The organism is Amycolatopsis sp. NPDC031561, from assembly GCF_055580625.1.
This window is the reverse complement of sequence record NZ_JBVILA010000008.1, coordinates 212,544-235,983: the sequence shown is the minus strand read 5'-3', so window position 1 is coordinate 235,983 and position 23,440 is coordinate 212,544. Positions and strand designations below refer to the sequence as shown.

The window sequence follows — 23,440 nt, the reverse complement described above, 5'->3', positions numbered from 1 at the left end:
GTGGTTGGAAAACCCCTTCGCGGGACGTGTGGCGGCCGGGGAGAGGGGGGGTGGGGGGGGGGGGGGGGGGAAAACCCCCAACCCCCCCCCCACGACCACGGTGACCCACTCCGGCACCAGCCCCAAGTACGTGAAGGCCCCCTTCCCTGCGCCTAGCGCAAGGAAGGGGGCCTTCACGTACCAAAGAACCTCAGTACAGCGCGCTCGCCAGGTCCCGCCGCGCCTTCATGACCCGCTCGTCCGCCGAGTCGAACAGCTCGAACAGCGCCACCAGGTGCTCCCGCACCTTGTTGCGGTCGTCGCCCGCGGTACGCCGCACGGCCGCGATCAGCCGCGCGAAGCCCGCTTCGGGCTCCTGCCCGGCGACTTCGAGGTCGGCCGCGGCGAGCTGGGCGTCGAGGTCGGCCGGGGCGGCGTCGGCCTTCGCGATCGCGTCCGGGCCGGCGGCCTCGGCGCGGGCGGTGAACTTGACCTGCGCGAGCGCGGTCTTGGCGTCTTCGTTCGCGGGCTCGACGTCGAGGATGCGCTCGTAGGCGGCCTGCGCCGCGGCGAAGTCACCGCGTTCGAAGGCTTCTTCGGCCTCGGTGAACCGCACGTCCTCCGGAACCTCGACACCGCCGCCGTTCTCCTCGGCGGCCTTGATGCCGGGCAGCCGGTCGCGCAGCGCGTCGAGCAGCGAACCGAGCCACTTGCGGATCTCGGGTTCGGGCAGCGCGCCCGAGAACGCGTCGACCGGCTGGCCGCCGCCGATGGCGATGATCGTCGGGATCGACTGCGCGCCGAAGAGCTGCGCGATGCGCGGGTTGGCGTCGACGTCCACCTTGGCGAGCACCCAGGCGCCGCCGGACTCGGCGGCGAGGCGCTCCAGCACCGGGCTGAGCTGCTTGCAGGGCCCGCACCATTCGGCCCACAGGTCGACGACCACCAGCTGCTGCATGGATCGCTCGACGACATCGGTCTGGAAAGTAGCTTCGGTGACCTCGATCACGGCACCGCCCGCGACGGGTCCGGCCGGTGCGGCGCCATCGGCCGCAGGAGCCCTCGGTGGGGCGGGAGGCTGTTTCTGGGGCGCCTCGGCACGCGCCTTGAGCGCGGAAAGGTCGACCGCGCCGGAAAGCGCGGCGGAAAGGGCCGCCGTCTTCGCTGCTGATCCGCGTGGGTGTGTCACGGTTCCATCCTGGCACGCATACCCGAGCGTTTCACCGCATGCCCCCGGGTGCCCGCTTGGCAGGACGGTCCCGGTCCGGCAGGCTCGCTGCGAGGAGGTGATCGACATTCCGACACGCCGGACGGCCACCGTGGCCGTCGCGATAGCCATCGCCGTCACCTGGGTGAGCGTCATCACCGTGCTGATCGCCCATCAGCCCGACCCCGGTGTCGAAAGCCCGGGGAAGCTTCGAGAGGACCTCACCGCCGCGCTCAACGAGCACGACGCCGAGGCCTTCTCCGAGCTCATCGACTATCCGCCCGCGTCGGCGGGCGACTTCGCGAAGTCCTATGTCGACGCGCTGGCCGGCCGCGGTTTCCACGACGTCACGGTGAAGTTCGCACCGGACGACCTCGCGCCGACTTCGGCGACCGTCAGCGGGAAACTGGCCGACGGCAGCGCGTTCGGCTATCCAGTGGCGGTCGCGGTCAAGGACAAGCTGTGGTTGCTCTCCCTCACCCCGCCGCTGCCATGACAAAGCGCCTGACCTACTCGCCCAGGTGTTTCTCGACGCGCTCCACCTTCGCGGTCAGCTGGCCTTCGTAACCCGGCCGGATGTCGGCCTTGAGCACCAGCCCGACCCGCGACGAACCCTCACCCGCGGCCTCGACGGCCCGCTTGACGACGTCCATGACCTGATCCCAGCTCTCGCCTTCGATGTTGGTGAACATCGCGTTGGTCGAATTCGCCAGGCCGGACTCGCGCACCACTTTCACCGCACGGGCGACGGCTTCGCTGACCCCGCCGTCTTCCTCGGTCGCGGACGGGCTGACACTGAAGGCCACGATCATCTTCTGCTCCTCGTTCAGACACTTTTCCCACGCATAACACCCGGTCGTGCGGCATGGCACGGGTACCCGCTGGTAACTTCGATCGCCATGAGCCGTCCGTTGCCGTTCGACCCGATCGCCCGCGCGGCGCAGCTGTGGGAGGCCCGCATCGGGCCGTCCGAAACCATGGCCGCGGTGACCGGGATCATGCGCGTGCAGCAGATCATCCAGTCCGCGGTGGACGGGGCGCTCAAGCCGCACGGGCTGACCTTCGCCCGGTACGAGGCGCTGGTCCTGCTGACCTTCGCCCGCGCCTCCCACCTGCCGATGCGCGTGATGGGCGAGCGGCTGCAGCTGCACCCGACGAGCGTCACCAACATCGTCGACAGGCTGGAGAAGGACGGGCTGGTCAAGCGCGTACCGCATCCGACCGACCGCCGGACCACCTTGGTCGAGATCACCGACGAAGGCCGCGCACGCCGCGAAGAGGCCACGAAGGCGGTCACCGAGATCGACTTCGGGCTGACCGGGCTCACCGGCAAGCAGACCGAGCAGCTGACCGACCTGCTCACCAAGGTCCGCAAGGCCACCGGCGACTTCACCGAATAGCCCCGCGAGCGCGTGAAGGCCCCCTTCCCTCGGCTGAGCAGAGGGAAGGGGGCCTTCACGCGATCAAGGAAAGATCAGACGGCGGCGGGTTCCGGGGTCCGCTCGAACAGGCCGACACCGCCGTGCGACAGCCGCTGCGGGCCGTCGAGCTTGCCGTTGCGCAGCGCCCAGGACTCGAACAGCCAGGTGAACAGCGGCGGGATGCTGGAGAGCAGCGCGAGGATCAGGGTCTTCGGGCGCCAGCCGAGCGGCTTCGCCACGGAGAGGGAGACCAGCACGTAGAGGACGAAGACGACGCCGTGCACCATGCCGAGGACGGGAACGCCGCCCTCGCCGAGCTTGACGGCGTACTTGAGGAACATCCCGACCAGCAGCCCGGCCCAGGAGAGGGCTTCGGCTACCGCGGCCACGCGGAATACTAGAGCGGCCTTGCTGGACACGTTCTCCTCCTGTGGGGTCTCACCACTGCTTGTGTCTACATGACTACGTCCGACGAGCACTGTCCAAGGCGGACTCGCCAGGGACGTCAACAGCGCTGTCGGACGTGGTAATACCAGTGTGAGGCGTGACGGCCCTCACCGGAACACCGGGGGCCGTGATGCTCCTCACGACCCCCGGTGCGAACCGGTCTAAACCACTCGGATCACCCGGCGCAGGGCGACTTCGGCGCCCCATCGGGACCTGTCGCCCACGTCGCCTTCGCGGCGTCGCCGGTGAGCTTGAAGTCCAAAGTGGTCCCTCGTGTCAGCTGTTCGAGACCGACGTAAGCCCGCTGCGAGCCCGATCCCATTCCTTGGACGTACTGGAGCTTCGACGGATCCGCGCCCGCGGCCTTGATCGTGATGTCGCGGCCGTTCTCCAGACGCACCACCGACTTCTCGAACCGCGGCGCGTTGAGCACGAACTGCCCGGTCCCCGGCACCGCCGGGTACAGGCCGAGCGCGCTGAAGACATACCACGCGGACATGGTCCCGAGGTCGTCGTTGCCGGTGACACCGCCTGCGCCGTTGGTGAACAACGTGTGCGCCGCGCGGACGACGGCCGAGGTCTTCCACGGCTGCCCGGTCAGCGTGTACATCCAGGGTGAATGCAGATCCGGCTCGTTGTTCGGGTTGTAGCGGAACTGGTTGTAGTAGTTGTACGGGCCGACGACCCATTCCTCGCGCACGGTCTTCGCCGGGTCCTTGACCAGGTCCCCGTAGGCGAAGAAGTCGTCGAGCCGCTTGCCGACGTTCTCCTTGCCGCCCATGCGGTCGACGAGACCGGGGACGTCCTGCTGGGTCAGCCATTGGTACTGCCACGACGTGCCCTCGTGGAACCCGTCCTGGCTCTGCGGGTTGAAAGGCTTGCCCGCCGGGCTGAACCACTCGCCGCCTTCGAGCTTGGGCCGGTAGAAACCGGTGAAGCCGCGGTCGGTCACCGACGAGTCCCACAGCGTGCGATAGCTGCGTCCCTTGTCCGCCAAGGCCTTCGCGTCGTCCTTCTTGCCGAGACCGGCGGCCATGATGGAGAGCGAGCAGTCCGCGAGCGCGTATTCCAAGGTGGCCGAAGCGCCGTGATCCGGATCGGTGTCCTGCCCCTTCTTCGGGAAGTCCTTGTCGTACTGGACGAACCCGTCCTTCTGATAGCTCGCGTTCCCCGCACGGCCCTGGAAGGGCGAAGACGCGGGCGGGATCTCCCGCGAGTTCTGCAGAAGTGCCTGGTACGCCTTGAGCTCCTGCCCGGACAGCGCGCCGAAGCGCCACAGGTCCACCAGGAACGGGGTGACCGGATCGCCGGTCATCGTGTTCGTCTCCTGGTTCGCGTACGCCCAGCGCGGCAGCCAGCCACCCTGGTCGTGGATGGCGAGCACGGACTTCGCGACGTCCTTCGCCCGCGCCGGCCGCAGAAGCGCGAGCAACTGGTTCTGGGTGCGATAGGTGTCCCACAACGAGAAGAACTCGTAGTACGTCCAGCCCAGCGCGCGATGGATCTTGTCGTCGAACCCTCGATACCGGCCGTCGGCGTCGTTGCCGGTCAGCGGCTGCAGCAGCGCGTGGTAGAGCGAGGTGTAGAACACCGTGCGGTCGTCCTTCGCCCCACCCTTGATGTCCACTGAGGACAGTTCCTTGCGCCAGGCCCGCTGGGCGCCGTCGCGGACCGCGTCGAACGAACGGCCCTTCTCCGAGGCCAGGTTGAGCTTCGCACCGAAAGCGTCCACATGGGAGATGGCCGTCGTGGCGGTGACCTGCCCGCCGCCGAAGGTCAGCCAGGCACCGCGCAGGCCCTCGCCGCCGGCGGACTCCTTCGAGCCGGGAGTGCCACCGGTGGGCGACCACGTGCCGAAGGATTTGAACGGCTTGTCGAACGTCGTGGTGAACCAGGTCTTGTACGGCTTCCCGCCGCAGAACGCCTGCGACTCCACCATGCCTTCGACCGTCCGGTCCCCGACGACGCGGATCTGGCTCGCCGTCACGGGTTCCTTGTCGTTGGCTTGCCCGACGTTGACGAAAACGTTCGCGTCGCCCGGTTTGGCGAAGGTGTACCGCTCGACCCCGGTCCGCGTGGTCGCGGTGGTCTCCGCGTCGACGCCGCCGTAACCGGTGAGCCGCACCTTGTAATAGCCGGGCTTCCCGACCTCGCCCTCGTGCGTGTACGGCGAGGCGTACTTCTTGTGATCGAAGGTGTCGGCCTTGGTCGTGTCGAACGCCGCGCCGGGCCCGACCGAACCGGTCGTGGGCAGGGACGACACGAGACCGCCCTGCTCCCAGCAGCCCGCGCCGGACAGGAAGAAATGCCCGAAGCCGCGGATCGCGGTGTCGTCGTAGCGGTAGCCGGCGTAATGCGACGAGATCGGGCTGACCTGCGTCATCCCGAACGGGGCCGAGGCGCCGGGGAAGGTGTTGCCGTCGTCCTTGGTGCCGATGAAGGTGTTGACCGCGTCCACGGGGTCGCCACCGGGCGCCGCCGCCGCGACGGGCGTGAGGAGCCCGGCGGTGACGGTGAGCGCGGTGAACAACCCGGCGACGCGGGTCGAAGTGCTTGCGGGCATGGGAAAGGCCGCCTCCTGACAACGTTGTCGCTGCATCTTCACCTTCGACAAGAACAGACCACCTGGTCAAGAGGTCCGCCAAACCCTGTCCGATTCAGGACAAGGACCACGCGAACGGCGGCATCGGGTCCACCCGGCAGTAACGGTTCGAACTCGGAAAGCGTCTCCTGGACGAACCGGGCATTGACATCATCGCGTCGCTCGCGTTCAATTCCCGCCACTATGACAACGTTGTCTTCCAGCGGACCGGACAACGGCCACCGCACCACCAGCCGACGGGCCACGATGAGTGACGTGGCCCGCCTCGCGGGCGTGAGCATCAAGACCGTCTCGCGGGTAGTGAACGACGAGCCCGCCGTCCATCCGGACACCGCGGAGCGCGTCATGGCGGCGATCGAGCAGCTCGGGTTCCGGCGGAACCTCGGCGCGCGCAACCTGCGGCGCGGCTCGACGACCGGGACGATCGGCCTGATCGTCGAGGATGTCGGGAACCCCTTCTATTCGGAGCTCAACCGCGCCGTCGAACGCATCGCGACCTCGTTCGGCCGCCAGGTGCTGACCGGTTCGTCCGAGGAGAACTCCGACCGCGAACGCGAACTGGTCCTCGAGTTCTGTTCCCGCCGCGTCGACGGCATCCTCGTCGTCCCCGCCGGGATGCAGCACGGCTACCTGGTCCCCGAGATGCGCGCGGGCACGCCCGTGGTGTTCCTCGACCGGCCCGCCGGCGACATCGTGGCCGACACGGTGCTGGTCGACAACATCGGCGGCACCGTCGAAGCGGTCGCCCACCTGGCGAAACACGGTCACCGCCGGATCGCGTTCCTCGCCGACAGCCCGGACATCTTCACCGCGGGCGAGCGCCTGCGCGGGTTCCGGGAAGGCTGCGTCCGCAACGGGATCCCCTACGACGAGAGCCTCGTCGTGATGCGGACGCCGACGGCCGAGGGAGTCGGTGACGCCGTGAAGCGGCTACTCACCGGGCCGAACCCCGCCACCGCCGTGATCGCGGGCAACAACCGGGTCGCCGTCCATCTGCTGCGCGCGCTGGCGCACGCGGAGCGGCGTCCCGCGATGATCAGCTTCGACGACTTCGAACTGGCGGATCTGCTGGATCCGCCGGTCTCCGTGATCGCGCACGACGTGAGCGCGCTGGGCCGGGCGGCCGCGGAACTGCTGTTCGCCCGGGTCCAGGGAGATCAATCCGCACCGAGAAAGGTAGTTCTGCCCGTGCATCTCGTAGCCCGCGGTTCCGGGGAGGTCGCCCCGTCATGAGCGGTCACCTCGAACCGATCCGCCTGCCGGCGAACCAGCCGCCGCAGTTCTACCGCGGCGGCGACGCCATCGCCGCGTTGCGGGGCGCCACTTCCGAGTCCAAGTTCGGACCCGAAGACTGGGTCGGCTCGGCCACCACGATGTTCGGCCAGGAGACCAACGGCCTGACCAAGCTCCCCGACGGGGCCTGGCTGCGCGACGCCGTCCGCGAGAACCCTTCCGCCTGGCTCGGCGCCAAGCACGTCGAGGCACTCGGCGACTCGACCGGCCTGCTGGTGAAGCTGCTCGACGCGGGCCAGCGCCTGCCCGTGCACTTCCACCCGTCGGATTCGTTCGCCAGGCGGCACTTCGACTCGCATTTCGGCAAGACCGAAGCGTGGATCGTGGTCGGCACCTACGGCGACGACCCGCGCGTCTACCCCGGTTTCAAGGAGACCGTCGACAAAGCGACGGTCAACGAATGGGCCCGGTCCCAGGACGCGCCCGCCATGCTCGGCGCGCTGAACAGCGTCGCGGTCACCCCCGGCGACACGGTCTACATCCCGGCCGGGCTGCCGCACGCGATCGGCGAGGGCGTGTTCGTCGTCGAGCTCCAGCAACCGACCGACTTCTCGCTGACCCTGGAATGGCGCGACTTCCTGGCGGACCCGGAGAAGGCGCACCTCGGGATCGGCTTCGAGACGGCCATCGAAACCCTCGACACCTCGGGCTGGGACGAAGAACGGCTCGGCTCGATCGTCAAGCGCACCGCGGGCGACGAAGCGTCCACTGTGGATCTTCTCGCCGACGGCAGTGACGCGTTCTTCCGTGCCGACCAGCTCCGTCCCGCTGTTTCCGGCATGTCGACAACGTTGTCACTGGACCCGTCGTTCGCAGTGCTGGTCGTCATGGACGGTTCGGGAACGCTCCGGACCGAACAAGGCGGCGAGTACGCGCTGCGCAAGGGCGAGACCTACGTGGTCCCGCACGACGCCGGACAGTCCACTGTGGAGGGCGACGTCACGGTCATCCGCTGCAGGCCGCCGGCACCCGAGAAGAGGGAGCGGTCGTGAGCGAACTCCTGCTCGACGCACAGGACCTGGTCAAACGCTACGGTTCGGTGGAAGCGCTGCGCGGCGCGTCGTTCCAGGCACGTGCGGGCGAGGTCACCGCGCTGATCGGCGACAACGGCGCCGGGAAGTCCACTTTGGTCAAATGCCTGTCCGGCGCGGAGCAGCCGACGTCGGGCAAGATCCTGCTCGACGGCGAGGAAACGCACCTGGACTCCCCCACCACCGCCCGGCGGATGGGAATCGAGACGGTGTACCAGGACCTCGCGGTCGCGCCGGAACTCGACCCGGCCGCGAACCTGTTCCTCGGCCGGGAAATCCACCGCAAGGGGATCCTCGGCAAGCTCGGGATGCTCGACAAGGCCGAGATGCGCCGCCAGGCCGTGGAGGAGTTCCAGCGGCTCGGCGTGACCCTGCAGAGCACCGACGTCCCGATCGGTTCGCTTTCGGGCGGGCAGCGGCAGAGCGTCGCGGTCGCGCGGTCGGTCGTCTGGGCGTCGAAGGTCGTGTTCATGGACGAACCGACGGCCGCGCTCGGCGTCGTGCAGCGCGAACGCGTGCTCGACGTGATCAAGAAGGTGCGGGACAAGGGCATCGCCGTCGTGCTGATCAGCCACAACATGCCCGAGGTGCTGTCGGTGTCCGACCGCATCGAGGTGCTGCGGCTCGGCAAGCGCGTCGCCCGGTTCACCGGCGCCGACACGAAACTGGAAGACCTGGTCGCCGCGATGACGGGCGCCCTCGTACAAGAGGAGGCGGCGTGACCGTGTCCACTCCGACGAAGAAGGACCCCGGGATCCAGTCCTCAGTGGACGGTGGTTTCGGCAAGCGGTCGATCGGGCAGCGGCTGATCGGGGCCAACACGTTCTGGATCGCGCTGGTGCTGCTGGCGCTCATCATCGTGTTCACCGCGATCGCGCCCGCCGAATTCGCGACGCTGTTCACCTTCCAGACGCTGCTCATCGAGACCTCGGTGCTGCTGGTGCTCTCGGTCGGCATGACGTTCGTGATCATCACGTCGGGCATCGACCTGTCGGTCGGATCCGTGCTGATCTTCGCGGGCATGGTGGCAGGCAAGACGATGGAGGCGATGAGCCCCGGCGGTGACGCGACGAAGGCGGGCTGGGACGTCATCCTCGTCGGACTCCTGGCGGCCGTGGTCGCGGGCACGGTCTGGGGGCTCGTCAACGGTTTCCTGATCGCGGTGGCCAACATCCCGCCGCTGATCGTCACGCTCGGCACGATGGGTGCCGCGCTCGGCGCCGCGTACCTGCTGAACAACGGGTCCGACGTGCGCAGTGTGCCGACCGAGCTCAACAAGACGCTCGGCTACGGGACGTCGTTCGGCGGCGTGCCGAACCTGGTGCTGGTGGCCGTGGTGATCACGCTGATCGGCGCCTGGCTGTTGCACACCACCAAATTCGGCCGCTACACCTTCGCCGTCGGCTCCAACGCCGAGGGCGCGCGCCGGGCGGGCATCGGGGTGACCGCGCATCTGCTGAAGGTGTACACGCTCACCGGTTTCCTCGCCGGTGTCGCCGGTTTCCTTTCACTGGCGTACTACGCGTCGACGACGATTTCGGCGCACACCACGGACAACCTCAACGCCATCGCCGCCACGGTGATGGGTGGCACGAGCCTCTTCGGCGGCGTCGGTTCGGTGCTGGGCACGGTGATCGGCGTGTTCATCCCGGCCGTGCTGAAGAAGGGCTTCAACATCACGCAGGTCCAGGACTTCTGGCAGATGATCGCGGTCGGCGCGGTGCTGATCGCCGCGGTCTGGTTCGACCAGCGGCGCCGTCGTCGCCGCAACTCTCGCTGAATTTCCCTACGCACAAAGAGGTGCAAGCCCCATGAAGAAGACCCTGCTCGTCACCGGTGCCGCCGTCTCCGCGGCCCTCCTGCTGACCGCGTGCGGCGGCGGCACCGTCGGTGAGTCGTCGTCGGGCGACTCCGGCGCCAAGACCAACAACAAGAAGATGTCGCTGATCCCGGGCGTGCAGGCCGAGCCGTTCTACATCTCGATGCAGTGCGGTGCCGAGGCCGAGGCCAAGAAGGCCGGCTACGAGATCACCACGCAGGCGCCGCAGAAGTTCGACGCCGCCATGCAGACCCAGCTGGTCAACGCGCTGGGCTCCAACCCGCCCGCAGCGCTGCTCATCGCGCCGACCGACGCGCAGGCGATGCTCGCGCCGATCCAGCAGGTCAAGAGCCGCGGCGCGAAGGTCATCGAGGTCGACACCGCGCTGAAGGACACCAGCGTGGCGGAGTCGTCGATCTCCTCGGACAACGCCGAGGGCGGCAAGCTGGCCGCCAAGACGATGTCGGAGCTGGCCGCTGGCAAGACCGGTTCGGTGCTGGTGCTCGACACCATCGCGGGTACCTCGACCACGAACGCCCGTGCGAAGGGTTTCGAGGACGAGCTGAAGAACTACCCGAACCTGAAGTCGGCGGGCGTGCAGTTCACCCAGAACGAGCCCGACCAGGCCGCGTCCAAGGTGACCGCCGCGCTGGCGTCCACCCCGGACCTGATCGGCATCTTCGCGACCAACCTCAACACCGGTGAGGGCGCGGCGACCGGCCTGCGGAACGCGGGCAAGATCGGCGCGGTCAACCTGATCGGCTTCGACGCTTCGCCGTCGGAGATCGAGGGCCTGAAGAAGGGCGAGTACCAGGGCCTCATCGCCCAGGACCCGGCCGCCATCGGGCAGCAGGGCGTGCAGCAGGCCATCGCGGCGCTGGAGGGCAAGCCGGTCACGCGCAACCTGACCGCTTCGCTGCACTCCATCACCAAGGCGAACATGGACGCCAACGCGCAGTACTTCTACAAGCAGAGCTGCTGACGCCGGGCTCGCGAAGTGTCATGAAAGGGGCTTTCAGGACGAAAAACGTCTTGAAAGCCCCTTTCATGACATCCGGGACTGGCTCACTCCGAGAGTTCGACCAGCCCAGCGGGAGCGAAGCGGGCGAAAGCCGCGTAGAGCGCCGCGCCCCCACCCAGGTGCCCCAACGCGTACGCGTACTCACCGTCCTCAAGCAGCACCTCCGGCCCACTACCGGACCATGAGAGCCGGTAGTGCCACCAGTGCATCCACCGCCCCACCCGCCGCTTCTCCCGCGACACTCGCAGCCGCATGACCTCGGTCCACCTCACTTCGAAAACGCCCGGCACCGAGAACCCCGCCGCCGAAACCACCAGAGAAGAAGCCGAGCGCCGCAGCCCGAGCAGGATCACCCCCGCGAAAGCCACGCAGAACAGCCCGAACACCACCTGCGAGAACAGCCACACGACGCCACCGGCGCCGAAGACCACGAAGCCCGCCCAAGCGAGCCGTCGCATGACGACGTCCAACCGCAGCACCACGGCATCCCCGGTGACCATGCCCGGAGCGTAACCGCCGAAACCACGCACCGACGTTAGGATCTAGCCCTCGACGTCGCGGAGGAGGCCGGATGACCACCCGTCTGCCCTGGCGTCCCGCCGCGAGCGCGGATCCGGTGCCGGTGCTCGCCGCCGCCCAGCGCGTCTCCGACGATCTCATGGACGGCCTCGCCGGGCCCCGCGCCCGCCACGCGACGCACGGCCTCCGGCGGCTGTTCGGGGTCCCCGGCATCGGGCTCACCGATCTTTCCGGCTCGCTCATCTGGTCCGGCCGCCCGGCGGCCGACGACGTCGTGGTGTCGGCGCTCGACGAGGTCCTCCACTCAGAGACGCCGGTGTCCGAACCCGGGCTGCTGGCACTTCCGCTCCACGTCCACGAAGAACTGTCCGGCGTCCTCCTGGTCGCGGGCGGGACGAACACCGTCGCCCGCCAGGCCGCCGAGCTCGTCGTCCACGCGCTCGAACGCGGGCGGCTGGAGGCGTCCGCCGAGCAGGCCGCGGAGGCGGAACTGCGCGCGCTGCGGGCCGAGATCTCCCCGCATTTCGTCTACAACGCGCTCACCGTCATCTCCTCGCTGGTCCGCTCCGATCCGGATCGCGCCCGCGACCTGATGCTCGACTTCGCCGAGTACACCCGCTACAGCCTCGCCCGGCACGGCGAGTACACGATGGTCGCCGAGGAGTTCCGCGCCATCGAGACCTACCTGGCGCTGCAGCGCGCGGTGCTCGGGGAACGGCTGCGGGTCCAGGTGCGCGTGGCGCCGGAGGTGCTGGCCGTCGCGGTGCCGTACCTCGTGCTGGAACCGTTGGTGGAGAACGCGATCCGGCACGGGATCGAACCACGGTCGGAGGCGGGGTTCATCCAGGTGCAGGGAATGGCGGAAGGGAACGACTGCGTGATCAGCGTCGAGGACGACGGTCCCGGCATGGACCCCGCCCGCGCGGCGGCGATTCTGGCCGGGCGCGGCGACGGCGTCGGACTGGCCAATGTGGACAGAAGACTGCGCAGCGTCTACGGGCCCTGGTACGGCCTGACGGTCGAGACCGAGTCCGGCGCGGGCACCAGGGTCGTGGTGCGCGTGCCCCGGTTCCAGCCGGGGGTGCTGCCGTGACGAACGGTCTTCGGGTGCTGGCCGTCGACGACGTCCCGCCCGCCCTCGACGAGTTGTGCAGCCTGCTGCGCGAGGCGCCGGAAGTCGCCGAGGTGGTCGCTGCCGGTGACGCACTCAACGCGCTCAAGATGTTGCAGGGCAGCCATTTCGACGCCGTCTTCCTCGACATCTCCATGCCCGGCCTCGACGGGCTCGAGCTCGCCTCGTTGCTGGCGCGGCTGAACGAGCCGCCGGTAATCGTGTTCGTCACCGCGCACGACGGCCACGCCGTCGCCGCGTACGGCATCGGCGCTGTCGATTACCTGCTCAAACCGGTCCGCGCGGAGCGGCTGTCCGCCGCACTGTCCAAAGTGGTCCGGATGGTGGGGAACCAGGCCGACGAACCGAAACCCGCGCCGGACGCGATGTCCGCGCTACCGGTGGAATCCGGCGGGCGCACGCGCTACGTCCGGCGCGACGACGTCCAGTTCGTCGAGGCACACGGCGACTACGTCCGGCTGCACACGAAGTCCGGTGTCCATGTCACGCGGATGCCCATCTCCCGGCTCGAAGAGTATTGGGAGGGAACGGGATTCACCCGCGTGCACCGGGGGTTCCTGCTCGCCGTGGACGCGGTGCTCGAACTGCGTAGCGACACCACCGGAGGGCTCCTGGCGCATACCGAAGCGGGCGACGTCCCGGTGAGCCGCCGCCACGCGCGCGACCTGCGCGACAGGCTGCTCGCCGCCGCGCAACGCGGTGAACTCGGCCGAGGGGGCCGTCCGTGAGCCGCGTCAAACGGGTCGCCGTCACCAGCCCGCAGACCCGGCTCGCGCATTCGCGGCGCCGGGCACGCGGGCGCTGGCGTGTCCCCCGGCTGGCGGCGGGCGACGCCGAACGCGCGAACCTGCTCTACCGGGCCCAGCGCCGTCGCGGGCTCCCCGCGCTGGCCGGGATGTTCGGCCTGGTGTTCGGGCTCCCGCTGGTGTTCGCGCTGTTCCCCGGCCTGGATTCGGTGCGGCTGCTGGGGATCCCGCTGTCCTGGCTGATGATCGCGGTCCTCCCGTACCCGGCCATGGCGCTGCTGTCGTGGTGGCAGTTGCGCCGGGCGGAAAAGATCGAGGACGACTAGTGGTCACGGCGCTCTCGGTGGCCCCCGTCGTGCTGATCACCCTGTTGATCGGGTTGCGCGGCGTCGCCGCCATGCGCACGACGTCGGACTTCCTCGTCGCGTCACGCCGGATCTCGCCGCTGGTCAACTCGGCCGCCGTCTCCGGCGAGTACCTGTCCGCGGCGTCGTTCCTCGGTGTCGCCGGGCTGGTGGTGAAGGACGGCATCGGCGCGCTCTGGTACCCGGTCGGGTTCACCGCCGGGTACATCGCGATGCTGGTGCTCGTCGCGGCGCCGATGCGACGTTCCGGCGCGCTCACCGTCCCGGACTTCGCCGAGGCCCGGCTGGCCTCCCCCGCGCTGCGCCGACTCGCCGCGTTCGTCGTCCTCGTGATCGGAACCCTTTACCTGGTACCGCAGTTCCGGACCGCCGGGCTCGTGCTGACCGCCGTCGGCGGGACGCCGTACTGGGTGGGCGTCGTCATCGCGGGCACCGCCGTCAGCGCGACACTGGCGCTCGGTGGGATGCGCGCGGCGACCTACGTCCAGGCGTTCCAGTTCGTGCTGAAACTGCTGCTGTTCATCGTCCCCGCGATCTGGCTGGTCTCCCAGGTCTCCCCGGAGGAACGGGCGGCTTCGGTGCACCCGGTGGAATTCACCCACTTCGCCCGTGACACCCAGCTGTCCTTCGAGATCGACGTGACGCTGACCCTGCGCGAACCGACCACCCTGCTCAGCCCGGAGAAGCACGTCGTGCCGCCGGGAGAACTGATCGCCAGGAGTGGCGAGAAGCTGGAATTCGCGGCGGGCACACCGGTTCCCGCCGTCCGGGGCGGCGCCCCGCTGGGCGGGCCGGACTGGCAGCGGCCGTTGCTCGACCTCGGCGATCACGGTTATCCACTGCTCGGCACCTGGGCGATCCTGATCGCGACCATGCTCGGCACGATGGGCCTGCCGCACGTCCTGATGCGCTTCCACACCAGCCCGGACGGCCGCGCCGCCCGCCGGACCGCGGCGATCACCGTCGCCCTGCTCGGCGTTTTCTACCTGTTCCCAGGGGTTTACGGCGTCCTCGGCCGGGTGCTGGTGCCCGAACTGTACGTCTCCGGCGCGACGGACACCGTCGTCGTCGCGCTGCCGGCGCAGGTCGACGACGGCTGGGCGGGGTCGCTGTTCACCGGGCTGCTGACGGCGGGCGCGTTCGCCGCGTTCCTGGCGACGTCACTCGGCCTGCTGCTGGTGATCTCCGGCGCGATCGCGCACGACCTGGCGCCCGGCGGCCTGCGGAGACTGCGGTGGTCGGTGCTCGGCGCCGCGGCGGTGATGGTCCTGCTCGCCCTGCCGTCGGCCAGACTGGACGCGGGCGTCCTCGTCACCTGGGGTTTCACCGTGGCCGCGTCGACCTTCTGCCCCTTGCTGGTCCTCGGCATCTGGTGGAACCGGCTCACCGCGGCGGGCGCGATCAGCGGTGTCCTCACCGGACTCGTCGCTTCTTCGGGCTCGATCCTCGTGGCCTTGTTCGCCCCGACGCTGAGCGGCCTGCCCGCCATCCTCGTGTCCCAGCCCGCGCCGTGGTCGGTTCCGCTGGCATTCGGAGTAATGATCGTGGTTTCCTTGCGGGGCAGGCCTCCCGCCTGGTCGACGGCCGCCATGCTGCGGCTGCATCTGGACGATCGCACAGCCGAGACCCCTTCGTCGTGGTCCGAGTACCGTTCGTCGACCGTTCGTCGTCTCGGCAGGCGTTTGAACCGCTGAAGGTTCCGGTCCTCATGACCCCTCCCTAACGTGTCGCGGAACACATTCGCGGCGCAAGGAGAGCACGATGAGCACCGAAACGGACGCTCCCAGTCCGCCTGAAACGGACTGGGACAAAGCCCACGACAGCCCCGAGTTCCAAGAGCTGCGTTCGCGGCTGCGCCGGTTCGTGTTCCCCGTTTCGGTGCTGTTCCTCGTCTGGTACCTGCTTTACGTGCTGCTCGCCGACTACGCGCACGGCTTCATGAGCACGAAGCTGTTCGGCAACATCACCGTCGGACTCGTCTTCGGCCTGCTGCAGTTCGTTTCGACCTTCGTGATCACCGGGCTCTACGTCCGCTACGCGAACAAGAAACTCGACCCCCTCGCGGAGAAGATCCGCACGGACATCGAGAGTGAGACCAAATGACCCTCGCCGCCGGAGTCGAGGGCAGCAGCCCCACACTCAACATCACCATCTTCGGTCTCTTCGTGCTGGTCACGCTGTTCGTCGTGTTCCGGGCCAGCCGCAACACGAAGACGGCTTCCGACTACTACGCCGCGGGCCGCGCGTTCACCGGTCCGCAGAACGGCGTCGCCATCGCGGGCGACTACCTCTCCGCCGCGTCGTTCCTCGGGATCGCGGGCGCGATCGCCGTCTACGGCTACGACGGTTTCCTTTACTCCATCGGTTTTCTGGTGGCGTGGCTGATCGCGCTCCTGCTGGTCGCGGAACTGCTGCGCAACACCGGCAAGTTCACCATGGGCGACGTGCTGGCCTTCCGGATGAAGCAGCGTCCGGTGCGGGCCGCGGCGGCGACGTCCACCCTGGCCGTGTCGTTCTTCTACCTGCTGGCGCAGATGGCGGGTGCCGGTGGCCTCGTGGCGCTGCTGCTCGGGATCGAGAGCAAGGCCGGGCAGGCCGCGATCATCGTGATCGTCGGCATCATCATGATCGCCTACGTGCTCATCGGCGGGATGAAGGGCACCACCTGGGTCCAGATCATCAAGGCGGCACTGCTGATCGCGGGCGCGCTCGCGATGACGTTGTGGGTGCTCGGCATGTACGGCTTCAACCTTTCCGCGCTGCTGCAGGGCGCCGTGGACAAGGCGGGCAAGGCCGGCGAAGCGCTGCTCGGACCGGGCAACCAGTACGGCAAGACCGGCACCACCAAGCTGGACTTCCTGTCGCTCGGCATCGCGCTGGTCCTCGGCACCGCGGGCCTGCCGCACGTCCTGATGCGCTTCTACACGGTGCCGACGGCCAAGGAAGCGCGCCGTTCGGTGGTGTGGGCGATCGCGCTGATCGGCATCTTCTACCTGTTCACGCTGGTGCTCGGCTACGGCGCGGGCGCGCTCGTCGGCCCGGACGCGATCAAGGCCGCGCCGGGTGGCGTGAACTCGGCGGCGCCACTGCTCGCGCTCGAACTCGGCGGGCCGGTCCTGCTGGGCCTGATCGCGGCGATCGCCTTCGCGACGATCCTCGCGGTGGTCGCGGGCCTGACGATCACGGCGTCGGCGTCCTTCGCGCACGACGTCTACGCCAACGTGATCAAGAAGGGCAAGGCGTCGCCGGCTTCCGAGGTGAAGGTCGCCCGGATCACCGCGCTGGTGATCGGCGCGGTCGCGATCCTCGGCGGCATCCTCGCCAACGGTCAGAACATCGCGTTCCTGGTGGCACTGGCGTTCGCGGTGGCGGCGTCGGCGAACCTGCCGACCATCCTGTACTCGCTGTTCTGGAAACGGTTCAACACGCAGGGCGCGTTGTGGAGCATCTACGGCGGTCTCGCGGTCTGTGTGCTGCTGATCGTGTTCTCGCCGGCGGTTTCGGGTAAGCCCGTCGACGCGAAGACCGGGAAGAGCGCCTCGATGATCCAGGGCGTCGACTTCCACTGGTTCCCGCTCGACAACCCCGGCATCGTCTCGATCCCCGTGGCGTTCTTCCTCGGCTGGCTCGGCACCGTGCTGTCCAAGGAACACAACCAGAAGAAGTACGCCGAGATGGAGGTCCGCTCCCTCACCGGCGCGGGCGCCGAGAAGGCGGTTTCCCACTAGTCGCCGGGACGGTGCGGCCGGGCATCCAACGCCCCCCGGCCGCACCGTCCCGGTTTTCACTCAGTACGGCAGCTTCCCCGCCGCGACCCCGGCCAGTTTCGCCTCGATGTCCGCGCGAACGGACTTCCACAGGCCGGTACCCAGCGAGATCCGCGCCACCCCCAGTTCGGCGAGCGCGGAGAGATCGTGGCCTCCGGGTAGCGGAGCGACGTTGACCGCGCCGGGAGCGACGGCCTTCACGAAGTCGCCCAGTCCGTCCTGCGACTTCAGCATGATCGGGTAGACGCAGTCCGCCCCGGCCTCCAGATACGCCCTGCCACGAGCGACGGCGTCTTCGAGCACGGCCCACTGATCGGTGGCGCCGAGGAAGACGTCGACCCGGGCGTTGATCACCAGCGCGTCACCGGTGGCCTTGCGTAGCCGAGCGATCCGTTCCGCCTGCTCGTCCAGCGGGCGGATCCCTCCGTTCGCGTGGTCGGTGTCCTCGTAGTTGCAGCCGACAGCGCCCGTCTCGGCCAGTCTCTCGGCGAGTACCCCCGCTTCGAGGCCGTAGCCGGATTCCACATCGACGGTCACCGGCACGGAGACCGCCCGCGCGATCCTCGCGGCCGCGGCGAACATCTCGGCGGCAGGCGCGGCCTCGCCGTCCTCATAACCGAGCACCTTGGCGATGGCGAAGGAACTCGTTGCCACCACAGGGAATCCGGCCGCCTCCACGAGACGTGCACTGTCGGCGTCCCACGCGTTCGGCAGGAGCAGCGGCGTGCCCGCGACGTGCAGTTCCCGCAGTAGAGCCGCGGTCATTCGGCGCGCTCGGGCAGCGGCGCGTGGCTGGTCACGCACATCCGGTTCCAGCTGTTGATCGCGATGATCTCCCACGCGACCGCGCGGTACTGCGCCTCGTCGAAGACACGGGTCGCCTCTTCGTAGACGTCGTCCGGGACTTCGTGGAGGGTGGCGACGTTGGTCATCGCCTCGGTGAGCGCCAGCGCGGCACGCTCCTGCTCGGTGAAGAGCTCGGTCTCGCGCCAGCCCTGGAGCACGTACAGCCGCCTCGGCGACTCACCCTGCTGCACCGCGTCGTGGGAGTGCATGTCGAGGCAGAAGGCGCAGTGGTTGATCTGCGACGCGCGCATCTTCACCAGTTCGAGGAGCTTCTGTTCGACGCCGGCGTTGGCGGCGGCCTTCTCGACTTCGGCCTGCAGCTTCGCCATGGCCTGGTAGATCTCCGGGACTCGTTTGCCCAGGTGGATTCGCTCTGTCATGACTACGAATCTAGCGGCAACTGGCCCACGAGTATGGTCCAGTCACATGGCAGAATCATGGTCCAGTTCGGGAATGGACGTCCACCTGGACTGGCGCCCCGAAAGCGGCCGGACCGGGCTCGCAGCCGCGATCCGCGCGGCCATCCGGGAGGGACGCTGGCAGGCGGGCGCCGCGGTGCCCTCGACCAGGGCTTTGGCCCAGGACCTCGGGGTGGCCAGGGGAACGGTCACCCGCGTGTACGCCGACCTCGCCGCCGAGGGGTACTTGCGGACCGCGCAGGGCGCCCCGACCCGCGTCGCGACGGCGGGCGCGCTGCCCGCGTCACCGCCGAGGCCCGTCCCCCGTGACCCGGCGCCGCGCTGGGACCTGCGTCCCGGCAGGCCGAACCTGTCCGCGTTCCCCCGGTCTGCCTGGCTCGCGGCGACCCGGCGGGCCCTGCAGCAGGCCCCGGCGTCCGCGTTCGACTACCCGGCCGAGTCCGGGGCGGCGGAACTGCGGGAGACGCTCGCCGCGTATCTGGCCAGGAGCCGCGGCGTGGTCGCCGACCCCGAACGCATCCTGGTGTGCGCCGGGTTCTCGCACGCGATGGCGATCCTGGCCAGGGTGCTGCACGCGCGCGGCGCGGACGAGATCGCGTTCGAGAACCCGTCGCTGCACCTCTACCGGGACATCGCCGCGGCCAACGGCCCGCGGGTGGTCGGCGTCCCCGTCGACGACCACGGGATCGAGGTGTCCGCTTTGGACAGTCCGGCGGTGGTGGTCACCCCGGCGCACCAATACCCGCTCGGCGTCACGCTCGCCCCTCGGCGACGGGCGGAACTCACCCGATGGGCGGAGGAGACCGGCGCCGTCGTCATCGAGGACGACTACGACGGCGAGTTCCGGTTCGACCATCAGCAGGTCGGCGCACTGCAGGCGCTGGCACCCGAACGGGTCGTGTACGTGGGGACGACGAGCAAGACCCTCGCGCCGGCCCTGCGCCTGGGCTGGATGGTGCTGCCGCGGTTCCTGGTCGAACCGGTGCGCGCGGAACTGGTCGCGAGCGGGGCCCGGCCCGCGCTGCTGGACCAGCTGGCGATGGCCGAACTGATCGAGTCGGGCGCCTACGACCAGCACATCCGCCGTTGCCGCGCCGAGTACCGCTCGCGGCGGGACCGGCTGCTCACGGCTCTGCCGGATTCCGTGCTGCCGCAGGGCATCTCGGCGGGGCTGCATCTGGTGCTCCAGTTTCCCGGCGAGCTCCCCCGGGAGATGGAGGTGATGGCCGCGTGCCGCCGCCGGGCGATCGGGCTCGAAGGGCTCAGCGGCTACTGGATCGGCGAGCCGCAGCGCGAAGGGCTCATCATCGGGTACGGCGCCGCCGCGAAGCACGCTTTCGGCGGCGCCACCCAGGCCCTGTGCGAAGCCATCTTCGAAGTCACCTAACACCTCCCGCGTTTCGTCCTCTGGTTGCGGTAGTTCGTTGTGCGAACCACCGCGACTAGAGGACGAAACGCGACGGGGGTCAGCGCGCGGCACCGCCATCAGAACAGGTCCCAGAAGTCGCCGAGAACACCGATCAGGTTCTGCTGGCGCCGCTCCAGAACGTCCGGCGTCCAGCTCTCGGTAGCCAGCACCTGCGTGGTGAGGGGAAAATTGGAAACGGACCTGGCAGTGAAGTACTTCGTCTTCTTGACGGCGAAGTCATAGTTCTTCGCCTGGGCATTTTTGTTGCGGCTCAGCAGGACCAGGTTCGCCAGCCGATGGGTCCAGAACAAGCGCTGTTCCGGGGTGAACAGCCGTGTCCAGTCACTGCCGCGCTGAGGATTCTGCGGGAGAACATGCTCGACGGTGATCATCTTGGGCTCGTATCGAAGGGCCTCCGGGTCCGACAACAGTTCGTCAAGCCGGATCAGTACGTACTTCCGGACGATCCACTGGTTGTAGATCTCGCCACCCAACCTGGTGATCACCTCAGCGCATTCGCCCGGCGTCAGGTCGAGCGCCGGAGCGTCCAGTCCCAGACCATCGTCAAGTTCACGAAGGAGTTGCCCGATGCGCTGACCACGCTCGTGGGTGTTGAAGCGGCGGAGGAGCATGGACGCACCTAGGCGGTCGAGTTTGCGAAGGAACTCCTCTAGCCACTTGGAGTCGAAACGATGGTGGGTGAAAGCCCACAGCGCGGGTGGCTGCCAGTCGAAGTCATCGAGCCGATGCAGACGGCGCAGCCAGCGGTTGATTTCTTCCGGATCGTCCACTGACTGATAATCACCGGCAAGGAGGTCTCCGTAGGCCTGCCCGTACGGTTCGAGTACCTCGTCAACGAACGCGGCCGGCCTGTCGGGCAAGAAGCCGCTGAGCACGCTGACCTCGAACTCCTGAAGCAACTCCCTCCGTGCCCGCACCTTCATGTAGACCATCCGGATGTGGGAGAAGAGGTCCGCGAAGGCATCGCGGCCGAGGTCGACCTCCAGGTCCTCCCACTTGCCGGCGTACTTCTCTTTCAGAGCATCGGGCAATGCGCCGACGACCCTGGACTTGAAGATGTCGGCCGGCGACAGCTCCACACCTCGCGAGTTCATCACCGAAAAGATGCGGTAAGCGCTGGCCAGGTCCGGCGTGCTGACGATCACCAAGAACGTCCGCTGAACGATGGTTTTCGCCAGCGCGAAACGCTCCTTCGGACTCCTCTGCTCCAAGAGCCTGCGCAGCGCGTTGATGCTGTCCGCGATACGTTCCTGCGCGTCGTTTGCGGGTGCTGCACCGTTCTCCAGCACGGCCAGGCCGCCGCGATCCTGGACGTGCTTGCGGAAGAAGTCTTCATCCCGGCGCCGCAGCTTGAGCCGCGGCCGTGAAGCCAGGTCTTGGATGGGGTCGCCAGGCTCCCAGATCAGCTTGTCCAGGTAGTCCTTCGCGTCGTCGCTCAGCTCTCGGAGCACCGACAAGAGGATGGTCAGGGTGGTCAACCGCTGCTGACCGTCGATCACCTCGGCTCGCGGAACGCTCGCGTCTTTGACCAAGACGACCGAACCGAGAAAGTACGGCTCGTCGGGGTTGCGGTCGACAGCGTCGTACAGATCGTAGAACAACTGGGTCGCCTGCTCAGTACCCCAGGTGTAAGGCCGCTGGTAATCGGGGATGGTGAACTCGTAGTCGCTCGAGAACACTTTCGACAACGGCACTTCGTGGGCCTCAAGCTTCTTCATACGACCAATCCACTTCGGGACGTGCGGGCCCCCTACGAGTCGTATGAATGCTGGATCGTGTTACTCCGCGTGGCCAGATCACCCGCGTTTCGTCCTCTAGTTGCGGTAGTACGCACAACGAACCACCGCGACTAGAGGACGAAACGCGACGGGGGTCAGCAGAACCAGGGGCGCGCCCGCAGGATGTCGGTCTTCAGGACGGGGGCGCCGTCGACCGGGGCGGGGTCCTCCGGGGTCGGCTTGATGCCACCGGCGGCGACGTCGTCGAGGGTTTCGAGACCTTCGTGGCCGACGGTGCCGAAGATCGTGTAGTTCGGGCGCAGCGCGGAGTCGCCGTAAACGACGAAGAACTGGCTTCCGTTCGTCGCCGGGCCCGCGTTGGCCATCGCGAGGACACCGCGCGAATACACCTTGCGCTCGCCGGTCGGGTCGGTGGGCGCGGGCGGCAGGCCGACGGGCAGTTCGTCCTTGTACTTGTAGCCGGGGCCCTTCTCGCCGGTGCCGCTCGGGTCACCGCACTGCAGCACCTTCAAGGTCGGGTACGCGGTCAGCCGGTGGCAGGTCGTGCGGTCGTAGAACCGGTGCGTCGCCAGATGCAGGAAGCTCTGCACCGTGCACGGCGCCTTCGCCCGATCGAGGGTCAGATCGATCTTGCCCTGGTTGGTCTTCAGCTGCACCGGCACCTTGCCCCGGCTCGGCGTGTGACGGGGGTCCGGCGGCAGCGGGACCGGCCGCGCGGCCGGGTCCTCCGGTGTCTGCGTGTACTGGCAAGGCCCCTTCGTGACCTTCGGGGGAACGGCCTCCGCGGACGCCGTTCCGGTACCGGCCGCGAGCATCAGCCCGGCGCCCAGCACAGCCACAAAGACTTTCGCGATCCTCTGCACGGTTCCTGCCTCCCAGCCGTGGACGAAGAAGAGAGCATAGGGTGAATCCCCGCCGCTTACACAGGTCCGGAAGTAGGTCCGCGGTTAGGGTCGAGCCGTGGAGATCGCCGAACGACACCAGTGGCAGCTGAACGCGCTGACCTTCCTCTACGCGTACACGCAGTACGTCCTGGTGCACGAGAGGGTCATGGCCGGGCAGCCGCCGGACAAGCCCGCCGAACTCGACAAGCCGCGCGTCCTCAGGCTCGCCAAGATCGTCGACGACATGATCCTCGACTTCCGCAAGGAGGACGGGCTGACCGACCTCGAACGGCGCCGGGTCATCCGCCTCGCCAGAGAGATCAAGTCGCACGTCCGCGAGAAGTGGCCGCCCGGCGAACCGTCGCTGACCGAGTGGATCGCCTCCGCCGCGGCGCACTTCTACTGCGAGGAGCACATCAACAACGGCTACGTCCGGATGGGCCGTGTCTTCGATCCGGACATGGCGGACAGGTTCCTGGAACGCGTCGAGTTCTGCCGGGGGCAGACAGTCACCATCACGAACTACGCCAACAAGGCCGCCGACGGCGAACAGCTCACGTACGGCGAGACGAACCAGCTCGAGGTCTGGAAAGAGGACGCGATCGCCCATTTGGACAATCTCGACAGCGACTTCGGCGACATCAAAATGTACGTGGAATTCTGACCGCTGCACGGACGACCAGACTTGGTTGTCTCAACGCACCCGGGAAATTGACACCGGCCCCTCTTGATCGAGATGCTCGTTCTCGCACGAAGCACACTCCTTTTCCCTTC

Annotated in this window: 24 protein-coding genes; 15 read left to right on the top strand and 9 right to left on the bottom strand. The window is 68.2% G+C overall.

What is annotated here, in order from left to right; all coding sequences use genetic code 11:
* Positions 1-190 precede the first annotated feature (190 nt).
* A complete protein-coding gene (locus ACZ5IK_RS19520; protein WP_465488926.1) occupies positions 191-1,168 on the bottom strand; it encodes a tetratricopeptide repeat protein in 978 nt (325 codons plus the stop codon).
* A 97-nt stretch (positions 1,169-1,265) separates the two neighbouring features.
* On the opposite strand from ACZ5IK_RS19520, the gene ACZ5IK_RS19515 reads away from it, so the two are divergent.
* Positions 1,266-1,682 (top strand): hypothetical protein, encoded by a 417-nt coding sequence (locus tag ACZ5IK_RS19515; RefSeq protein WP_465488925.1) that lies wholly within the window; start codon positions 1,266-1,268, stop codon positions 1,680-1,682.
* Between the two features lie 13 nt (positions 1,683-1,695).
* Here ACZ5IK_RS19515 and ACZ5IK_RS19510 read toward each other — a convergent pair whose 3' ends face one another.
* Positions 1,696-1,998 carry a thiamine-binding protein gene (locus ACZ5IK_RS19510; protein WP_465488924.1) on the bottom strand — a complete coding sequence of 101 codons (303 nt, stop codon included), beginning with the start codon at positions 1,996-1,998 and terminating at the stop codon, positions 1,696-1,698.
* 87 nt (positions 1,999-2,085) lie between these two features.
* On the opposite strand from ACZ5IK_RS19510, the gene ACZ5IK_RS19505 reads away from it, so the two are divergent.
* Positions 2,086-2,586 carry a MarR family winged helix-turn-helix transcriptional regulator gene (locus ACZ5IK_RS19505; protein WP_037341773.1) on the top strand — a complete coding sequence of 167 codons (501 nt, stop codon included), beginning with the start codon at positions 2,086-2,088 and terminating at the stop codon, positions 2,584-2,586.
* 74 nt (positions 2,587-2,660) lie between these two features.
* Here ACZ5IK_RS19505 and ACZ5IK_RS19500 read toward each other — a convergent pair whose 3' ends face one another.
* Both ACZ5IK_RS19500 and ACZ5IK_RS19495 read right to left on the bottom strand, forming a co-directional pair.
* Entirely contained in the window at positions 2,661-3,026 is a 366-nt protein-coding gene (locus ACZ5IK_RS19500) for a DUF3817 domain-containing protein (protein ID WP_465488923.1), read from the bottom strand.
* A gap of 203 nt (positions 3,027-3,229) precedes the next feature.
* The gene (locus ACZ5IK_RS19495) at positions 3,230-5,617 is read right to left on the bottom strand and encodes a GH92 family glycosyl hydrolase (RefSeq protein ID WP_465488922.1); all 2,388 of its coding nucleotides are present in this window, start codon (positions 5,615-5,617) and stop codon (positions 3,230-3,232) included.
* 285 nt (positions 5,618-5,902) lie between these two features.
* Between ACZ5IK_RS19495 and ACZ5IK_RS19490 the strand changes: the two genes are divergently transcribed.
* The 5 genes from ACZ5IK_RS19490 to ACZ5IK_RS19470 are packed head-to-tail and all read left to right on the top strand — an operon-like array spanning position 5,903 to position 10,781.
* Positions 5,903-6,889 (top strand): LacI family DNA-binding transcriptional regulator, encoded by a 987-nt coding sequence (locus ACZ5IK_RS19490; RefSeq protein ID WP_465488921.1) that lies wholly within the window; start codon positions 5,903-5,905, stop codon positions 6,887-6,889.
* Positions 6,886-7,941, top strand: coding sequence for a class I mannose-6-phosphate isomerase (locus ACZ5IK_RS19485; RefSeq protein WP_465488920.1), 1,056 nt, complete (start codon positions 6,886-6,888; stop codon positions 7,939-7,941). The genes ACZ5IK_RS19490 and ACZ5IK_RS19485 overlap by 4 nt, the downstream gene beginning before the upstream one ends.
* The gene (locus tag ACZ5IK_RS19480) at positions 7,938-8,702 is read left to right on the top strand and encodes an ATP-binding cassette domain-containing protein (protein WP_101610056.1); all 765 of its coding nucleotides are present in this window, start codon (positions 7,938-7,940) and stop codon (positions 8,700-8,702) included. Before ACZ5IK_RS19485 ends, ACZ5IK_RS19480 begins: the two co-directional genes overlap by 4 nt.
* Entirely contained in the window at positions 8,699-9,760 is a 1,062-nt protein-coding gene (locus ACZ5IK_RS19475) for an ABC transporter permease (RefSeq protein ID WP_465488919.1), read from the top strand. The genes ACZ5IK_RS19480 and ACZ5IK_RS19475 overlap by 4 nt, the downstream gene beginning before the upstream one ends.
* A 31-nt stretch (positions 9,761-9,791) precedes the next feature.
* Positions 9,792-10,781 (top strand): ABC transporter substrate-binding protein, encoded by a 990-nt coding sequence (locus tag ACZ5IK_RS19470; RefSeq protein ID WP_465488918.1) that lies wholly within the window; start codon positions 9,792-9,794, stop codon positions 10,779-10,781.
* Positions 10,782-10,864: 83 nt separating this feature from the next.
* On the opposite strand, the gene ACZ5IK_RS19465 is transcribed toward ACZ5IK_RS19470, so the two are convergent.
* Positions 10,865-11,320, bottom strand: coding sequence for a hypothetical protein (locus ACZ5IK_RS19465; RefSeq protein WP_465488917.1), 456 nt, complete (start codon positions 11,318-11,320; stop codon positions 10,865-10,867).
* A gap of 71 nt (positions 11,321-11,391) precedes the next feature.
* Here ACZ5IK_RS19465 and ACZ5IK_RS19460 point away from each other — a divergent pair, with 71 nt between their 5' ends.
* The 6 genes from ACZ5IK_RS19460 (at position 11,392) to ACZ5IK_RS19435 (ending at position 17,310) form a co-directional block, all read left to right on the top strand.
* A complete protein-coding gene (locus ACZ5IK_RS19460) occupies positions 11,392-12,432 on the top strand; it encodes a sensor histidine kinase (protein WP_465488916.1) in 1,041 nt (346 codons plus the stop codon).
* On the top strand, positions 12,429-13,199 hold the full coding sequence (locus ACZ5IK_RS19455) for a LytR/AlgR family response regulator transcription factor (protein WP_465488915.1): 771 nt from the start codon (positions 12,429-12,431) through the stop codon (positions 13,197-13,199). The genes ACZ5IK_RS19460 and ACZ5IK_RS19455 overlap by 4 nt, the downstream gene beginning before the upstream one ends.
* On the top strand, positions 13,196-13,543 hold the full coding sequence (locus ACZ5IK_RS19450; protein ID WP_465488914.1) for a hypothetical protein: 348 nt from the start codon (positions 13,196-13,198) through the stop codon (positions 13,541-13,543). Before ACZ5IK_RS19455 ends, ACZ5IK_RS19450 begins: the two co-directional genes overlap by 4 nt.
* Positions 13,543-15,276 (top strand): sodium/solute symporter, encoded by a 1,734-nt coding sequence (locus ACZ5IK_RS19445; protein ID WP_465488913.1) that lies wholly within the window; start codon positions 13,543-13,545, stop codon positions 15,274-15,276. The genes ACZ5IK_RS19450 and ACZ5IK_RS19445 overlap by 1 nt, the downstream gene beginning before the upstream one ends.
* A gap of 67 nt (positions 15,277-15,343) precedes the next feature.
* The gene (locus tag ACZ5IK_RS19440) at positions 15,344-15,685 is read left to right on the top strand and encodes a DUF485 domain-containing protein (RefSeq protein ID WP_465488912.1); all 342 of its coding nucleotides are present in this window, start codon (positions 15,344-15,346) and stop codon (positions 15,683-15,685) included.
* Positions 15,682-17,310 (top strand): solute symporter family protein, encoded by a 1,629-nt coding sequence (locus ACZ5IK_RS19435; protein ID WP_101610064.1) that lies wholly within the window; start codon positions 15,682-15,684, stop codon positions 17,308-17,310. Before ACZ5IK_RS19440 ends, ACZ5IK_RS19435 begins: the two co-directional genes overlap by 4 nt.
* Before the next feature lie 60 nt (positions 17,311-17,370).
* Here the strand turns inward: ACZ5IK_RS19435 and ACZ5IK_RS19430 are convergent, their stop codons facing one another.
* Together ACZ5IK_RS19430 and ACZ5IK_RS19425 are read right to left on the bottom strand one after the other, a co-directional pair.
* Positions 17,371-18,114 carry an isocitrate lyase/PEP mutase family protein gene (locus ACZ5IK_RS19430; RefSeq protein ID WP_465488911.1) on the bottom strand — a complete coding sequence of 248 codons (744 nt, stop codon included), beginning with the start codon at positions 18,112-18,114 and terminating at the stop codon, positions 17,371-17,373.
* A complete protein-coding gene (locus tag ACZ5IK_RS19425) occupies positions 18,111-18,575 on the bottom strand; it encodes a carboxymuconolactone decarboxylase family protein (RefSeq protein WP_465488910.1) in 465 nt (154 codons plus the stop codon). Before ACZ5IK_RS19425 ends, ACZ5IK_RS19430 begins: the two co-directional genes overlap by 4 nt.
* A 46-nt stretch (positions 18,576-18,621) precedes the next feature.
* Here ACZ5IK_RS19425 and pdxR point away from each other — a divergent pair, with 46 nt between their 5' ends.
* Complete coding sequence (gene pdxR, locus ACZ5IK_RS19420; protein ID WP_465488909.1) at positions 18,622-20,001, top strand: MocR-like pyridoxine biosynthesis transcription factor PdxR; 1,380 nt, start codon at positions 18,622-18,624, stop codon at positions 19,999-20,001.
* 98 nt (positions 20,002-20,099) lie between these two features.
* On the opposite strand, the gene ACZ5IK_RS19415 is transcribed toward pdxR, so the two are convergent.
* Together ACZ5IK_RS19415 and ACZ5IK_RS19410 are read right to left on the bottom strand one after the other, a co-directional pair.
* Positions 20,100-21,761, bottom strand: a complete 1,662-nt coding sequence (locus ACZ5IK_RS19415; RefSeq protein ID WP_465488908.1) for a DUF262 domain-containing protein — start codon at positions 21,759-21,761, stop codon at positions 20,100-20,102.
* A gap of 155 nt (positions 21,762-21,916) precedes the next feature.
* On the bottom strand, positions 21,917-22,597 hold the full coding sequence (locus ACZ5IK_RS19410) for a peptidylprolyl isomerase (protein ID WP_465488988.1): 681 nt from the start codon (positions 22,595-22,597) through the stop codon (positions 21,917-21,919).
* Positions 22,598-22,742: 145 nt separating this feature from the next.
* Between ACZ5IK_RS19410 and ACZ5IK_RS19405 the strand changes: the two genes are divergently transcribed.
* Positions 22,743-23,330, top strand: coding sequence for a hypothetical protein (locus ACZ5IK_RS19405; RefSeq protein WP_465488907.1), 588 nt, complete (start codon positions 22,743-22,745; stop codon positions 23,328-23,330).
* Positions 23,331-23,440: the final 110 nt, after the last annotated feature.

Coding starts and splice junctions, on each gene's coding strand:
- ACZ5IK_RS19440 (WP_465488912.1), top strand. CDS start 15,344: ATGAGCACCGAAACGGACGCTCCCAGTCCGCCTGAAACGGACTGGGAC.
- ACZ5IK_RS19425 (WP_465488910.1), bottom strand. CDS start 18,575: ATGACAGAGCGAATCCACCTGGGCAAACGAGTCCCGGAGATCTACCAG.
- ACZ5IK_RS19410 (WP_465488988.1), bottom strand. CDS start 22,597: ATGCTCGCGGCCGGTACCGGAACGGCGTCCGCGGAGGCCGTTCCCCCG.
- ACZ5IK_RS19415 (WP_465488908.1), bottom strand. CDS start 21,761: ATGAAGAAGCTTGAGGCCCACGAAGTGCCGTTGTCGAAAGTGTTCTCG.
- ACZ5IK_RS19510 (WP_465488924.1), bottom strand. CDS start 1,998: ATGATCGTGGCCTTCAGTGTCAGCCCGTCCGCGACCGAGGAAGACGGC.
- ACZ5IK_RS19505 (WP_037341773.1), top strand. CDS start 2,086: ATGAGCCGTCCGTTGCCGTTCGACCCGATCGCCCGCGCGGCGCAGCTG.
- ACZ5IK_RS19430 (WP_465488911.1), bottom strand. CDS start 18,114: ATGACCGCGGCTCTACTGCGGGAACTGCACGTCGCGGGCACGCCGCTG.
- ACZ5IK_RS19485 (WP_465488920.1), top strand. CDS start 6,886: ATGAGCGGTCACCTCGAACCGATCCGCCTGCCGGCGAACCAGCCGCCG.
- ACZ5IK_RS19495 (WP_465488922.1), bottom strand. CDS start 5,617: ATGCCCGCAAGCACTTCGACCCGCGTCGCCGGGTTGTTCACCGCGCTC.
- pdxR (WP_465488909.1), top strand. CDS start 18,622: ATGGCAGAATCATGGTCCAGTTCGGGAATGGACGTCCACCTGGACTGG.
- ACZ5IK_RS19465 (WP_465488917.1), bottom strand. CDS start 11,320: ATGGTCACCGGGGATGCCGTGGTGCTGCGGTTGGACGTCGTCATGCGA.
- ACZ5IK_RS19470 (WP_465488918.1), top strand. CDS start 9,792: ATGAAGAAGACCCTGCTCGTCACCGGTGCCGCCGTCTCCGCGGCCCTC.
- ACZ5IK_RS19460 (WP_465488916.1), top strand. CDS start 11,392: ATGACCACCCGTCTGCCCTGGCGTCCCGCCGCGAGCGCGGATCCGGTG.
- ACZ5IK_RS19435 (WP_101610064.1), top strand. CDS start 15,682: ATGACCCTCGCCGCCGGAGTCGAGGGCAGCAGCCCCACACTCAACATC.
- ACZ5IK_RS19490 (WP_465488921.1), top strand. CDS start 5,903: ATGAGTGACGTGGCCCGCCTCGCGGGCGTGAGCATCAAGACCGTCTCG.